The 12,943-nt window shown below is 63.2% G+C and carries 13 protein-coding genes; 9 read left to right on the top strand and 4 right to left on the bottom strand.

The features are described from left to right. Positions 1 to 123 precede the first annotated feature (123 nt). A complete protein-coding gene (locus tag KP001_RS09640) occupies positions 124 to 417 on the top strand; it encodes a MoaD/ThiS family protein (protein WP_217289299.1) in 294 nt (97 codons plus the stop codon). Positions 418 to 532: 115 nt separating this feature from the next. Here the strand turns inward: KP001_RS09640 and KP001_RS09645 are convergent, their stop codons facing one another. Further along, complete coding sequence (locus tag KP001_RS09645; RefSeq protein ID WP_217289300.1) at positions 533 to 1,408, bottom strand: FtsZ/tubulin family protein; 876 nt, start codon at positions 1,406 to 1,408, stop codon at positions 533 to 535. A gap of 254 nt (positions 1,409 to 1,662) precedes the next feature. Between KP001_RS09645 and KP001_RS09650 the strand changes: the two genes are divergently transcribed. The 5 genes from KP001_RS09650 to KP001_RS09670 all read left to right on the top strand — a co-directional run bounded on the left by KP001_RS09650 (position 1,663) and on the right by KP001_RS09670 (position 5,358). After that, on the top strand, positions 1,663 to 3,093 hold the full coding sequence (locus tag KP001_RS09650) for a phytoene desaturase family protein (RefSeq protein WP_217289301.1): 1,431 nt from the start codon (positions 1,663 to 1,665) through the stop codon (positions 3,091 to 3,093). A gap of 288 nt (positions 3,094 to 3,381) precedes the next feature. Then, the gene (locus KP001_RS09655; RefSeq protein ID WP_217289302.1) at positions 3,382 to 3,963 is read left to right on the top strand and encodes a PEP-CTERM sorting domain-containing protein; all 582 of its coding nucleotides are present in this window, start codon (positions 3,382 to 3,384) and stop codon (positions 3,961 to 3,963) included. Between the two features lie 132 nt (positions 3,964 to 4,095). Then, on the top strand, positions 4,096 to 4,602 hold the full coding sequence (locus KP001_RS09660; RefSeq protein WP_217289303.1) for a peroxiredoxin family protein: 507 nt from the start codon (positions 4,096 to 4,098) through the stop codon (positions 4,600 to 4,602). A 69-nt stretch (positions 4,603 to 4,671) separates the two neighbouring features. Next, complete coding sequence (locus KP001_RS09665) at positions 4,672 to 5,109, top strand: phosphate-starvation-inducible PsiE family protein (RefSeq protein ID WP_217289304.1); 438 nt, start codon at positions 4,672 to 4,674, stop codon at positions 5,107 to 5,109. Between the two features lie 21 nt (positions 5,110 to 5,130). Continuing rightward, positions 5,131 to 5,358, top strand: a complete 228-nt coding sequence (locus tag KP001_RS09670) for a DUF6504 family protein (RefSeq protein WP_217289305.1) — start codon at positions 5,131 to 5,133, stop codon at positions 5,356 to 5,358. Between the two features lie 97 nt (positions 5,359 to 5,455). Here KP001_RS09670 and KP001_RS09675 read toward each other — a convergent pair whose 3' ends face one another. The 3 genes from KP001_RS09675 to KP001_RS09685 form a co-directional block, all read right to left on the bottom strand. Further along, on the bottom strand, positions 5,456 to 6,319 hold the full coding sequence (locus KP001_RS09675; protein WP_217289306.1) for an SDR family NAD(P)-dependent oxidoreductase: 864 nt from the start codon (positions 6,317 to 6,319) through the stop codon (positions 5,456 to 5,458). 30 nt (positions 6,320 to 6,349) lie between these two features. After that, on the bottom strand, positions 6,350 to 6,652 hold the full coding sequence (locus tag KP001_RS09680; protein ID WP_217289307.1) for a hypothetical protein: 303 nt from the start codon (positions 6,650 to 6,652) through the stop codon (positions 6,350 to 6,352). Positions 6,653 to 6,748: 96 nt separating this feature from the next. Continuing rightward, entirely contained in the window at positions 6,749 to 7,231 is a 483-nt protein-coding gene (locus KP001_RS09685; RefSeq protein ID WP_217289308.1) for a VOC family protein, read from the bottom strand. Positions 7,232 to 7,577: 346 nt separating this feature from the next. Here KP001_RS09685 and KP001_RS09690 point away from each other — a divergent pair, with 346 nt between their 5' ends. From KP001_RS09690 to KP001_RS22000, 3 genes are all read left to right on the top strand, one after another. Continuing rightward, a complete protein-coding gene (locus KP001_RS09690; RefSeq protein ID WP_367620604.1) occupies positions 7,578 to 10,151 on the top strand; it encodes a response regulator in 2,574 nt (857 codons plus the stop codon). Positions 10,152 to 10,270: 119 nt separating this feature from the next. Further along, entirely contained in the window at positions 10,271 to 11,920 is a 1,650-nt protein-coding gene (locus KP001_RS21995) for a CHASE domain-containing protein (RefSeq protein WP_239027959.1), read from the top strand. 38 nt (positions 11,921 to 11,958) lie between these two features. Continuing rightward, positions 11,959 to 12,891 carry a hybrid sensor histidine kinase/response regulator gene (locus KP001_RS22000; RefSeq protein WP_239027960.1) on the top strand — a complete coding sequence of 311 codons (933 nt, stop codon included), beginning with the start codon at positions 11,959 to 11,961 and terminating at the stop codon, positions 12,889 to 12,891. Positions 12,892 to 12,943 lie beyond the last annotated feature (52 nt).

Below are 12,943 nucleotides of genomic sequence, written 5' to 3' on the forward strand. Positions count from 1 at the left end.
TAGTGTAAACTTTTTTACCGAACGATCGTTCGATCACTGAGCAGATGCCTCACTCTGGCAGTTGCAGCATGAAACGGTGAAGCACCCGCCCGCTATGTCACAACCAAAAGAGAGGAGTCAGTCATGTCTTCGAAAGCAAACACGACAGTCAGGATGTTCGGCCTTTTGCACACCTTCAGGAAAGACCATGGTCTTCCTTCCCAGGCCGAGGTGGCGGTCCCCGAGGAGGGATGTCCGGCGGAAGCCATCGCCCGTGACCTCGGGCTTCCCATGGAGAAGATCGAGGCGGTTTTCGTGAACCACAAGGCGTATGCCCTGGACCACGAGGTGCATCCGGGCGACCAGGTTGCCTTCGTTCCCACCGGCATCCCCGGCCCCGGCCGGATGATGCTCGGCATCCGTCACGCCCAACACTAGCGGTTCCCCTCCAGGCACCCGCGCCCGGCACAGGGAGGCGTCTGAAGAGTCACGGACGCCCCCCTCTTTTTCCCCAGCTCCCCCCCCCCGGCCGCGGTCGCACTTTTCTTCCGGTTCACTTCTCTTCCAGGAAGCGGCGCAGGCGCTCGTCCACCACCGGGGCGACCGGCTCGGCGTCCTTCTTGGCCATGATCAGCACCCGGACATTGGCGCCGAGGTCGTCGTCCAGTAATAGCCCCGCGATGATGTTGGCGTCACGGTGGATGCTGTCATGGACCACCCGGGAGGCGTCATCGAAGTCATCCATGGTGATGTTGGTCGAACCTTTGATGCAGACGAGGAAGGCCCCCTGCCGGCAGAGGTCCACCCCCTGCTCCCTGATGGTCCGCACGGCCTTTTCCGCCGCCAGCGCCGCCCCCCCTTCCCCGCCGGCCAGCCCGACCCCGAGGCAGGCATCGCCGCTGCCGTCGCGCATTATGGCCCGCACATCCGCGTAGTCGATGCAGATCAAGCCGCGCTCGGTGATGAGCCGCGTGACATCCTCGATCATGCTGCCGGCCAGCAATTCCTCCAACGCAAGCTCCGTCATGATGCGGGGGGCATCCTGGTACAGCGGTTTCAGATTCAGGTGCGATACCAGGAACAGCGCGTCCACCACCTGTCCCAACTCCTGCAGACATCGGAGCACGTCCGAAGTGGGAGCGACCGAGGATTGGGTCACCACGGCCACGCAGAAGCCACCCGAAGGGAACCCGCGCGCCAGGGTCGCTCTCCGCACTGTCTCGCGGGCGACCGTCTCGTCCTCCATCCCGCTCACCACAAACGCCAGGTCCATCGGCTGGGTGTCCCGCTCCTCACAGGAATCACTCTCCGGCAACGTCTCCAGGACGGGGAGCCGCTGGCCAAGTTTTCCAGTGATCCGCACCCCGCCGGGGCCGATTGCGGCCACCCCCACACGAGCGCCCCGGTCCGTTTCAGGATCCAAAATCATCTCCACACCTCCTCTTTCGGTCAGGATATCCGGTCCATGCGTCAATAAACGTCGCACCACCCGGGACTGCGCCCCTTGCCTCACCCGCTTTCGATCAGCATCCCCCTCTTGCAGGACCGCCGCCCCGACACCGCTCTCCCTCCCGTACCGCGCCTTCCCCGGATTTTCCCCGGATATTCTCCGTGGCCAATGGTTGTCCCTCTGCTAGACTTGAACCTCGTGTTTTCATTCCAGCCGGCAAGGGGGATGTCGAGATGCCCAAAGGGAGCGACATGGATGCCGTCGTCGTGGGCTCCGGGCCCAACGGTCTGGCCGCCGCCCTGACCCTGGCCAGGGCCGGCCTGTCGGTCACCGTGGTGGAGGGAGCCGCCACCATCGGAGGTGGAACCCGCAGCGACGAACTCACCCTCCCCGGTTTCCTGCACGACGTCTGCTCCGCCATCCACCCCCTGGGTGTCGCCTCCCCCTTCTTTCAGTCGTTACCCCTTTCCGATCACGGCCTCCAGTGGATCCATCCCGAGGTGCAGCTCGCCCACCCTCTCCCCGATGGCGATGCCGCCCTCCTGTATCGTGACCTGGAGCGGACCTCCTCCCTCCTTGGCACCGATGGCCCCTCCTACCGCACCCTTTTCGCGCCGCTGGTGGAGCGCTGGGACGACCTCGCCCCGGATCTCCTGGCGCCGCTTCATTTCCCCCGGCACCCCATCTCCATGGCCCGTTTCGGCATGAAGGGACTGCTCCCCGCGCAGCTGCTCGCCCGGCTCGCCTTCAAGGAAACGCACGCCCACGCCCTCTTCGCCGGGATGTCCGCCCACGCCTTTTTGCCGCTGGAGCGCCCGCTTTCGGCCGCCTTCGGCCTCATCCTCGGCACGCTCGGCCACGTGGCCGGCTGGCCCGTCGCCCAGGGGGGCTCGCGCAGCATCGCCTCCGCTCTCGCCTCCTGCCTGAGCTCGATGGGAGGGGATATCGTCACCGGGTGCCGCATCAAAAGCCTCGCCGACCTCCCGGCGGCGCGGATCGTCATGCTAGATATCACCGCGCGCCAGCTGGAGCCGCTCGCCGGACCGCGCCTCCCGGCGGGTTACCTTCGCACGCTGCGGCGCTACCGCTACGGCCCCGGCGTCTTCAAGATCGATTGGGCGCTGAGCGCCCCCATTCCCTGGACCGCCGCCGGGTGCCGCCGCTCCGCAACCGTTCACGTAGGGGGGGCCGCGGCGGAGATTGCCGCCGGCGAGGCGGAGGTCTGGCGGGGCAGCCACCCGGAACACCCCTTCGTGCTGGTGGCGCAGCCCACCCTGTTGGATGCCTCGCGCGCGCCGCAGGGAAAACACGTCGCCTGGGCCTACTGCCACGTGCCGCACGGCTCCACCCTGGACATGACTCAGCGCATCGAGGCGCAGGTGGAGCGCTTCGCCCCCGGCTTTCGCGACCTCGTCCTGGCGCGCAGCACCCGCAACTGCCTGGAGTTCGAGGAATACAACGGCAATTACATAGGAGGCGACATCAACGGCGGAGTCCAGGACCTGCGTCAATGCCTGGCCCGCCCCAAGCTCCTGGCACCATACCGGACCCCGCTTCCCGGCGTTTACCTCTGTTCCTCGGGGACTCCCCCCGGCGGCGGCGTGCACGGCATGTGCGGCTACCACGCCGCCACCCTCGCGCTCAGGGACCTGGGGGTGACGTGACAGGGTAGCGCGGAGGCCCTATGAGCGCCGGCCGGCAAATACCTGGTGCCGGTCTCCCTGGAGCACCCGGTCTCGAGCCGGGTCCTGGAGAAATATCAAAGGAGCCTGCAAAGCTGGCGACGTGCACTGCCGCCGCCAGAGCGCCGGAGGCCGGAATCCGATGGATCCGGCCTCTCTTATTAACGCCGACCAGGCAGCCGTTTAATGCCTTAGGCATTGCCCCTATTTTCTTGGAAAAATATAATCAGCTTATCGGTGCACGACTGACAGCAGCAAAGGAGGTCACAGATGAGGACCAAGATTCTCGCCGCAGCGATTCTGGCGTTGTTGCTTCTGCCGGTGTCCTCGCACGCCCATCTCTACGATTACGAATACGTCGGAGTCCCCTTCGACTGGTTCAGCGGGACCACCTACACTCCCGCCAACCACGTCACCATCTCGTTGCTCACCGATCATCCCCTGAGCTACGGCGAGCGAGGCTTCGCCGAGAACCAGTGCTCGGAAATGATCTCCTTCGTCATGTCCGATGGCTACCAGACCCTGAACATGGCCGACGGCTACGTCGCGGAACTGCAGATCTTTGACGGTCTCAAAGCTGACGGGACCCCCTACGGCTGGTGGATCTGGCTTGCCGATGACCCGAGGAACACCAGGTACACCGTCTACTCCGAGAACTCCCCCGACGGTTCCTATGACGTCGGCATCCACGGCCTCGATTCCGCCGGGAATTTCAACGACGGGACCTGGACCGTCTCCGTGAAGTGCGACCCGCCCCCCATCCCCGAGCCTTCCACGGCGCTGCTGATGGCCGCCGGCTGCGCCGGCATGTTCGGCGCAACCTGGTGGCGCAGAAAAAGCGCGCACCGTTAAGCGTCCTGCGCGAACGAAACATCTGACGCCAGTTTCCCCCGGGAAGCTGGTTTTTTTGTGTTTTCTGGTACACTCGCGGGGTGGCGCGCCATCACCGGCGCACCGTTTGCGCATTCAACGGGAGGGATGAAGATGAGACGATCGATTTTTGGAAGCATGGCAACCTCGGCGCTCGCCGCCATAGGGAGCATCGGATCCCGCCTGCCGCGGGTTGGTGAAAAAGCGCCGGACTTCGAGGCGGAATCGACTCACGGGACGGTGAGCCTCACCGGCTACGCGGGAAAAAGCCACGTGCTGCTCGCCTTTTACTACGCCGATTTCACCCCGGTTTGAACCAGCGAAATGCATGCTTTTCAAAAGGAGCTTTCACTTTTTGAGAAGCAGGACGCCCAGGTCCTGGGCGTGAGCAGCGACACGCTGGCGACCCACCGGGATTTCGCCAGTGAGAAACAGATCTCCTTCCCGCTCGTGGCCGACGAGAAAGGTACCGTACAGAAGCTCTACGGGTCGGGGCGCGCCACCTTCGTCATCGACAAGAGCGGCGTCGTCCGTCACATCCAGCGGGGCTTTCCCGACACCGCGAAGCTGCTGGCCCAGCTGGCCGGACTGCAAAAAGAAGGCGATGTCACGCAATTGTAAAATCGCGCCCATCACCCTGTAACCTTCCTCTGCTACGTTCGCCGCAAACGCTACGGAGGAGAAAAATCGATGTGGAGAGAAAACAGTGTCGATCTGAAGCTGAACCGGTTTTACGAGATGTCTGCACGCGCGGTGTTGTCCCTTCTGATCATCGCCATCCTGCTTGCCATCGTTGCCGGCGTCGGGTGCACGCTCTACGACCTGCGCCTTGTCTTCAACCAGGAGTTTCACGGTGCCTTCAAGCAGATCATGGTGGACCTGCTGACCGTGCTTGCCATCATCGAGGTACTGCGCACCGCGCTCGCCTATTCCACCGAAGGGCGGGTGAAAGTAACCTACATCATCGACACCGTGATCGTCACGGTGCTCACGGAGGTGATGGCTTTCTGGTACAAGGAGATCGACTGGCAGGAGGTCGCCATGACCATCTCGCTGGTCCTTTCACTGGCCCTGATCCGGATCGTCGCGGTGCGGTTCTCGCCGGCCGGTTCGCGCAAGGAATTGTGACAGATGGGAAGGAGAGACTAGATGGGAGAGCGGGTAAGGGTTACCTGTTATGCCGGTTACAAGGCCGACGAGCGTCCCACCGCTTTCATCTGGCGTGACCGGACGTTCACTGTCACCGGCGTCCTCGATCGTTGGTACGACCGGGACGGCAACTACTTCATGGTCCAGGTGGAGGACGGTGGGCGGCACCTGCTCCGGCACGATCTCAACGAAGATCTCTGGGAGTTGGTGCTGCTCCGCGAGGAATAGGTTATCAAATCCATCTCGGTTTTTGAGATTTGCCGTTCTTTGCGCCTTTGCGGCTTTGCGTTAAATACAGGGTTTGATGTCTTCGTTTCTTGTCCCACTATTGGATCCCCACGAACTGCTGTCGGCGCAGGCTGATCAATTTAAGACTCAACTCCCTGAGCCGCCGGCGCGCCTCGTCGTCATAAGCCTGTTCCGCCGCCCGTTTCGGGCTCCCCTGGTCGAAGTAGAGCCCCGTTTTCCCATGCAGTTCGTCGTCCACCGCCAGGCGCTCCAGGTAGCGCGCCCCTTCCTCCACCGTGGTCCGGGCCGTCCCGAACCATTCCCGCACCATCCTGGTATCCATGAGCGAGGCCGGATGAAGGGCGTTCACCGTGATCCCCGTTCCCGCCACCTCATGGGCGAGATCGAAGCTGAACATGATCAGCGCCAGTTTGCTTTGGGCGTAGGCGCGCATCCCGTCATATCCCTGCTCCAGCATCAGGTCGTCGAAGTCCAGTGCCTGCTGCGCGACCGAAGCCACGTTGACCACGCGCGCCTCCCCCACCTCCTCGGCCCGCCGGCGCAGCAGCGGCAACAGCCGGTAGGTCAGCAGAAACGGCGCCAGGTAGTTCACCGCGAAGCGGAGCTCGAAGCCGTCGTCGCTGAGGTCGCGCCGTTTGGGATCGGGCCCCGCCCCCACACCCGCGTTGTTGATGAGGACGTCCACCCCGCGCCAGTCGCTGGCGATGGAATCGGCCAGGGCCTCCACCTCTGCCAGCGAGGAAAGGTCGGCGTTGTAATAGTGCAGCCGGTCACTCCCGGTGGTCTCACGGATGGAGGTTGCCACACGCCGTCCCTTCCCGGGGTCCCTGCCGTGCAATAACAGCGTCGCCCCGAGGGCGGCGAAATCGGTGGCGACCTTTTCACCCAGCCCGTCGGTCGCACCGGTAATCAAGATGATGTTTCCTTCCAGCTCTTTCATAACGGACCTCCCCGTTGGGGCCTCCCGCACTCAATCCATGCCGTTCGCGCCGGCGGCCCAGACCGCCATCCATTGCTGCTGCGGCGTCAGGCTGGTGCCGTACTGGACCAGGACCCCGTCCTCCCGCTGATAGCTGCAGAACCACCCGGGCTTGTCCGCCCCGGGAAAAGTCGGGAAGTCGCCGGGATGCTCCCTGGCATCGTACGGTGCGGCATAGGTCCCATCGTCCCCGGGAGGAATGCAGCGTGCGTCCCCTGTGTACCACCCCGCCCCGGCGCTGGCGATCTGCGCTCCCATGAGCGCCGTGACGGCTATTGTCAACATGCTCTTCATCGTTGCCCACCTTTTCACCTTTCCGCCGCTTTCGGCGCCCGCGTGGGCAGGAACATCTCTCCCCCACCGCGGGCGACGGAAGCGGCACGCGTTACGTTACGATTTGATTTCCTTCGGCATCTGGGCGAAGGCGGCCTTGGCGCCGTCGCTGATCTCTTCAGGGCTCAAGTCCCTGGTATGGGTCGCGAGCATCCAGTTGTACCCGAATGGGTCCTGCAGCGAACCTGCCCGGTCTCCCCAGAACATCTCCTGCACCTCCATCTTCTCCACGGCACCCGCTTCCAGCGCACGCCGGAAGGCCGCGTCGACGTTCTCGACGTAAAGGTAGAAGCTGACCGGAGAAGCTCCAAGTGTTTCCGCGCTCTTGCAGTTTTCGCCGGGGAACTCGTCTCCCATCATGATGATGGAATCCCCCACCAGCAGTTCTGCGTGCATTATCCCCTGCCCGTCAGGTCCCGGCATCGCGTATCTCTCCACGGCCCCGAAGGCGTTTTTATAGAATTCAATCGCCTTGCGGCACTCCTTGAACATGAACATCGCTGTCACTGTGTGAAATCCTTCCGGAATGGGTCTTGTCATGATAAACCTCCTATCTGTCAGCGTTTTTCGCTCCCTGACCCACTCAGGATAGGATGTGGCCGGGACTATGTCAATAGCGGTCCCACCTCCCGCGTACTCGCCACTGATGCGCGCCGCCGCCCGGCCGCCCGCGCGCTCCTCATGCGGCAGCGGTTGAGGGCGCCTTACAGTTTCAGGCGGTGCGCCCTTATAGCGAAGTATTCCCCTTCACCTTCAAATCATTGGTAAAGGTTGCACCTGTATCTGCCGAAAAGGGATTCACTGTTACCCGGCGCAGTTGACGCATCTTCACCCGATGATGGATGGCGAAATGACTTGTATCCGATTTGCTGTAACAGCGGCCCTTGTGTTCGTGACATTCCTGTCGGCGCCTGTTTGGGGCACCGGCCAGACCGGCACCGGCGTCCAACTCACTGCCGAGGAGCGGCAATGGCTCCAGCGGCATCCCGTCATCAAACTCGCCCCCGACCCGGATTTCAAGCCCATCGAATTCTTCGACGAGAAAGGGCAGTACCAGGGCGCTGCAGCCGACATGATCCGGCTACTCGAGCAAAAACTCGGCGTCACCATCACGGCCGTCCATCTGAAGAACTGGGACGAGGTGCTTGAGAAGTTCAAGGCGCACGAGGTGGACCTCCTCGGGGCCATGGTGCGCACGCCGAACCGGGAGAAGTTCGCGCTCTTCACCGACACCCTGGTCACCGTCCCGGGCGGCATCTTCGCGCGCGGCGGGTCCCGGACCAACCTTACCCTGGCGGATCTCAAGGGGAAAAAGGTGGCCGTCGTTTCCAACTACGCCTCCCACGACATCCTCAGTACCAGGTTCCCGGAGATCAGGCTGGAAGTGGTACCCGACGTATCCACTGCACTTGCCAAGACCTCGCTCGGCATGGTGGACTACTATGTCGAGAACATGGCCAACGCCACCTTCTACGCGCAGGAGGCGGGGATAACCAACCTGCAACTGGTGGGGAAGACCGACTTCGAGTACCGGTGGGGAATGGGGGTGCGCAAGGACTGGCCGGTGCTGCAGGGGATTCTGAACAAAGGGCTTGCCTCCATCGACCGGGAAGAACGCAGCCGCGCCCTGCAGAAATGGATCTTCGTCGACGACATGCGCTGGCGCCCGACCAGGACCTTCATCACCGGCAGCGTCGCGGTACTGCTCGCCCTCCTCCTGGTTGCGGCGGCCTACGCGAATTACGCCCTGAAGAAGGTCGTGCGCAGCCGCACCGCGTCGCTCAAGGAGGAGCTAAAGGAGCGGGAAAAGGCGCAGCAGGCCCTGAAGGCCCTGTCGGTGCAGCTCGAGGATCGCGTCCGGGAGCGCACCGCCGACCTCCAGCGGGAAGTCGCGGAACGGACCAGGTCCGAGCGGGAGGTCGCGGCCAGCGAGCAGCGTTTCCGGGAACTGTTCCAGAACGTGGCCGATCCCATCTACATCGCCGACGCCACGGGGAGGATCCTTGACGCCAACGACCAGGCCTGCCACGAGCTCGGCCTCACCAGGGAGGAGCTGGTGGCCAAAAGCATCGACGAGCTCGACGCCATCAACTGCGATGGCGGCAAGGTCGCCAGCCAGATCGAGAGTTTCCCCCCCTCCTCCTCGGTCACCTTCGAAACCGTGCACCGCCGCGGGGACGGGACCACGTTCCCGGCTGAGGTGAAGGTGCGGCGCATCGATTTCGAGGGGCACCCCGCCGTCATCGGCGTGGCCAGGAACATCTCCGAGCGCAAGAAGGCCGAGGAGGAGCGCATCCGGCTGGAACAGCAGCTGCTGCACGCCCAGAAGCTGGAGAGCCTTGGGGTTTTAGCCGGCGGCATCGCCCACGATTTCAACAACATCCTCACCTCCATCATAGGAAACGCGGAGCTTGCCCAACTCCGGCTCGCCCCGGAATCTCCGGTGCTCGACAACCTGCGGCGCATCGAGACGTCCGCCCTGCGCGCCGCGGACCTGGCCCGGCAGATGCTCGCCTATTCGGGGAAGGGGAAGTTCGTCATCGAGTCCATCGACCTGAACCGGCTGCTCCAGGAAATGGGGCACATGCTTCAGGTGGCCCTCTCCAAGAAGGCCGTGCTGCGGTACAACTTTGCCGAGCGGCTCCCGGCGATCGAGGTGGATGCGACCCAGATCAGGCAGATCGTCATGAACCTGGTCATCAACGCGTCCGAGGCCATCGGCGACCAGGATGGCGTCATTACCGTCTCGACCGGTTGTCTCGACTGCAGGGAGGAGTACCTGAAGGACGCCTGGCTGGTAGATCCCATCGCCGAGGGCTCCTACGTCGCGCTCGAGGTCAGCGATACCGGTTGCGGGATGGACAAGGAAACCCTGGCCAGGATCTTCGATCCCTTTTTCACCACCAAATTCACCGGCCGCGGCCTCGGGATGGCGGCGGTGCTCGGCATCATCCGCAGCCACAAGGGAGCGATCAAGGTTTACAGCGAACCGGGGCAGGGAACCAGTTTCAAGGTGCTGCTGCCGGCAGCGGATGGGGCGGCCGCGGACGGCTCCTCCGAGTCGAAAGGCAACCTCTGGCGCGGCAAGGGGGTCGTGCTCCTGGTCGACGACGAGGAGACCATCCGGAGCACCGGCAGCGACCTGCTGCGCGAGCTCGGCTTCGAGGTCATCACCGCGACGGACGGCCGCGAAGCGCTCGAGGTCTACCGTAACCACCCGGACATCGACCTGGTGCTGCTGGATCTCACCATGCCTCACATGGACGGTGAGCAGTGTTTCCGGGAGCTCCGACAGACCGATCCGGCGGTCCGGGTCATCATGTCCAGCGGCTTCAGCGAACACGAGGTGTCGCGGAAATTCGTGGGGAAGGGACTCGCCGGTCTGATCCAAAAACCTTACACTCTCTCCTCGCTGCGCGAGGTCATCAGGGCCGCCGCCCCTGGAGGTACCACGGCGTAACGGCTACCAATTTCGGGCATCGCGACCCGAGCGGGTATTGAATTCGGGCATAACTTCTGTAAAGTTAATCATCCTGCCGCCAGGCCAGGAGAGCCACCTGCGAACCGGGGAGCGACAGAATGCCGACAGACAAAATCCAGCCAAAGGAAGGTGCCGTTTTGCCGCTTCCCGGAGTTTCCTCCTGGGGGAAAGTGGTGAACCTGCTTCCATACCTGGTCCTGACCCTGTCCCTGTCGATGACCCTCTTCTTCTGGCACCAATACGACCGCAGCCTCGCCCTCCGCTTCCAGACCGCCTTCCACGACAAGAGCATCGAAATCATGGACCGGTTCCTGAACCGGATGCTCGACGACGAGCAGATCCTGCGCGGGGCCGCTGGTCTCTTCAACGCAAGCGACAGCGTCACCCGTGACGAATGGCACCGCTACGCCTTGTCGCTCTCCCTGGACAAAAACTACCCTGGCCTGCAGGGGCTTGGCTACGCCGAGGTCGTGCTTCCCAAGGACAGGGAGCGTCATATCCGGCGTATGCGGGCGGAAGGGTTCACCGACTACCGCATCTGGCCCGGGGGAGAGCGGAGCGACTACACGGCCATCGTCTATCTCGAACCGTTCGACTGGCGCAACCAGCGGGCCCTCGGCTACGACATGTTCTCCGAGTCCAACCGTCACAACGCCATGGCGAAGGCGCGCGACACCGGGGATGCAGCACTCACCAATCCCGTGTTCCTGGTGCAGGAAACGGAAAAAGACCGCCAGAAAGGGGTGCTGATGTACCTCCCGGTCTATGACCGGACCAAGGCCATCGCCACCGCGGAACAGCGCAGGGACGCGCTCACGGGGTACACCTACAGCCCCATCCGGATGAGGGACTTCATGTCGGCGACCTTTCCCAAGGCGCCGCTCGACATCGGCTTCCGGATCTACACCGAAAACCGCGCCTCAGACTCGGCCCTTCTCTTCGACAGCGTCGCGGACTGGAAGGTGAGCCTCCCCCGGAATTACGTCCCCGAATTCAAGACCAGCCGCACCGTGAAAAGGTTCGGTCGCGACTGGCTCTTCACCTTCCAGCCGCTCCCCACCTTCGCGCGTGAGCAGGGGAAAAACCAGTCCCGCAGCTACCTCGCGGGAGGTCTCGTCGTCAGCTCGCTTTTGACCGTGATCGCCTTCATGCTGCGCCACGCCCACAGCAGCGCCGTGAGGGCCACGCAGGCGCTCAGGGAAAGCCAGGAGCGCTACCGCAAGATCTCCGAGGACAGTCCCGCCTACATCTGCACCTATCTTCCCGACGGCACGCTCACTTACGTCAATCCGGCGCTGGCGAAGGAGGCCCGCATGAGCCAGGCGGAACTGGCCGGCAGGAACCTCCTCGATTTCGTGATCCCCGAGTACCGCCCGGCGCTCCAGGACTCCCTGGCCGGGCTCGCCCCCGGCCAGCCACCCCAGACCGGTGAACTCGCCTTCTTCGCCCCCGGCGGCGGCGTCATCTGGCATCAATGGACCAACAGGGGGATCTTCGACGCGCAGGGAAGGCTCGTGGAGGTGCAGGCCGTCGGCCAGGACATCACCGAGCGCAAGAAGGCCGAAGAGGAGCGGGCCCGCTACGAACAGCAGTTGCTGCACGCCCAGAAGATGGAGAGCCTCGGCGTCCTCGCCGGCGGTATCGCCCACGATTTCAACAACATCCTCATGGCGATCATCGGCAACGTCGACCTGTCGCTGATGAAGCTCCCCAGGATTCCCCCGTCGCCGACAACCTCAAAAATATAGAAACCGCCGCCAACCGGGCCGCCTATCTCGCCAAGCAGATGCTGGCCTACTCCGGGAAGGGAAGATTTCTGGTCGAGAAGGCGGATCTGAACCAGTTGATCGAAGAGCTGCGGCACGTACTGGAGACCTCCGCCCCCAACGCACAACTGAAACTGGAACTCTCCCGTCCTCTTCCAGCGGTGGAAGCGGATGTGAACCAGATGCGCCAGATACTGATGAACCTGGTCGTGAATGCCGCCGAGGCCATAGGGGAACAAAAAGGGGCGATCACCATCCGCACCGGATCCGTCAGGCTCGACCAGGAAGCTCTCGGCAACGTGATTCTGGGGGGGGACATGGCGGAAGGGAACTACGTGTTCCTGGAAGTGGTGGACACCGGGGGCGGCATGGAAGAAGAGGTGCTGAACAAGATCTTCGATCCCTTCTTCACCACCAAGTTCACCGGCCGGGGTCTCGGGCTGGCTGCGGTGCACGGCATCACCCGGGGGCACAAGGGGGGGATCAGGATCTACAGCGAGCCGGGGCAAGGCACGACCTTCAAGGTGTTTTTGCCGGCGGCCGACGCCGCCACCGCGCCCGTCGAGGCGGAACCGGTTCAGGATGACTGGCGGGGAGAAGGGAAGATACTGCTCGTCGATGACGAAGAGACCGTGCGCAACATCGGCACCCGGATGCTCAGGGAACTGGGGTACACCCCGCTGGTGGCCTCGGGCGGCGAAGAAGCATTGACCCTTTACCGGGAAAACCCGGACGTGAGGACCATCCTCCTGGACCTCACCATGCCCGGGATGGATGGGGAGGAGTGCTTCCGTCGGTTGCAACTCCTCGACCCGGAGGTGCGGGTGATCATGTCCAGCGGCTTCAGTGAGCAGGACGTGGTGAGCAAGTTCGACGGCAAGGGGTTGACCGGCTTCATCCAGAAACCGTACACCCTGAAAGGGTTAAAGGACCTGATGCGGAAAACCTCGTAGAGAAATTCAGGGATTTCCCGTTAGATGAACGCGCCCGTCATGTCATCCAGCA

This window comes from Geomonas subterranea (assembly GCF_019063845.1).
In the GTDB taxonomy this organism is placed as follows: domain Bacteria; phylum Desulfobacterota; class Desulfuromonadia; order Geobacterales; family Geobacteraceae; genus Geomonas; species Geomonas subterranea.

Coding starts and splice junctions, on each gene's coding strand:
- KP001_RS09640 (WP_217289299.1), top strand. CDS start 124: ATGTCTTCGAAAGCAAACACGACAGTCAGGATGTTCGGCCTTTTGCAC.
- KP001_RS09645 (WP_217289300.1), bottom strand. CDS start 1,408: ATGATTTTGGATCCTGAAACGGACCGGGGCGCTCGTGTGGGGGTGGCC.
- KP001_RS09650 (WP_217289301.1), top strand. CDS start 1,663: ATGCCCAAAGGGAGCGACATGGATGCCGTCGTCGTGGGCTCCGGGCCC.
- KP001_RS09655 (WP_217289302.1), top strand. CDS start 3,382: ATGAGGACCAAGATTCTCGCCGCAGCGATTCTGGCGTTGTTGCTTCTG.
- KP001_RS09665 (WP_217289304.1), top strand. CDS start 4,672: ATGTGGAGAGAAAACAGTGTCGATCTGAAGCTGAACCGGTTTTACGAG.
- KP001_RS09670 (WP_217289305.1), top strand. CDS start 5,131: ATGGGAGAGCGGGTAAGGGTTACCTGTTATGCCGGTTACAAGGCCGAC.
- KP001_RS09675 (WP_217289306.1), bottom strand. CDS start 6,319: ATGAAAGAGCTGGAAGGAAACATCATCTTGATTACCGGTGCGACCGAC.
- KP001_RS09680 (WP_217289307.1), bottom strand. CDS start 6,652: ATGAAGAGCATGTTGACAATAGCCGTCACGGCGCTCATGGGAGCGCAG.
- KP001_RS09685 (WP_217289308.1), bottom strand. CDS start 7,231: ATGACAAGACCCATTCCGGAAGGATTTCACACAGTGACAGCGATGTTC.
- KP001_RS21995 (WP_239027959.1), top strand. CDS start 10,271: ATGCCGACAGACAAAATCCAGCCAAAGGAAGGTGCCGTTTTGCCGCTT.
- KP001_RS22000 (WP_239027960.1), top strand. CDS start 11,959: ATGCTGGCCTACTCCGGGAAGGGAAGATTTCTGGTCGAGAAGGCGGAT.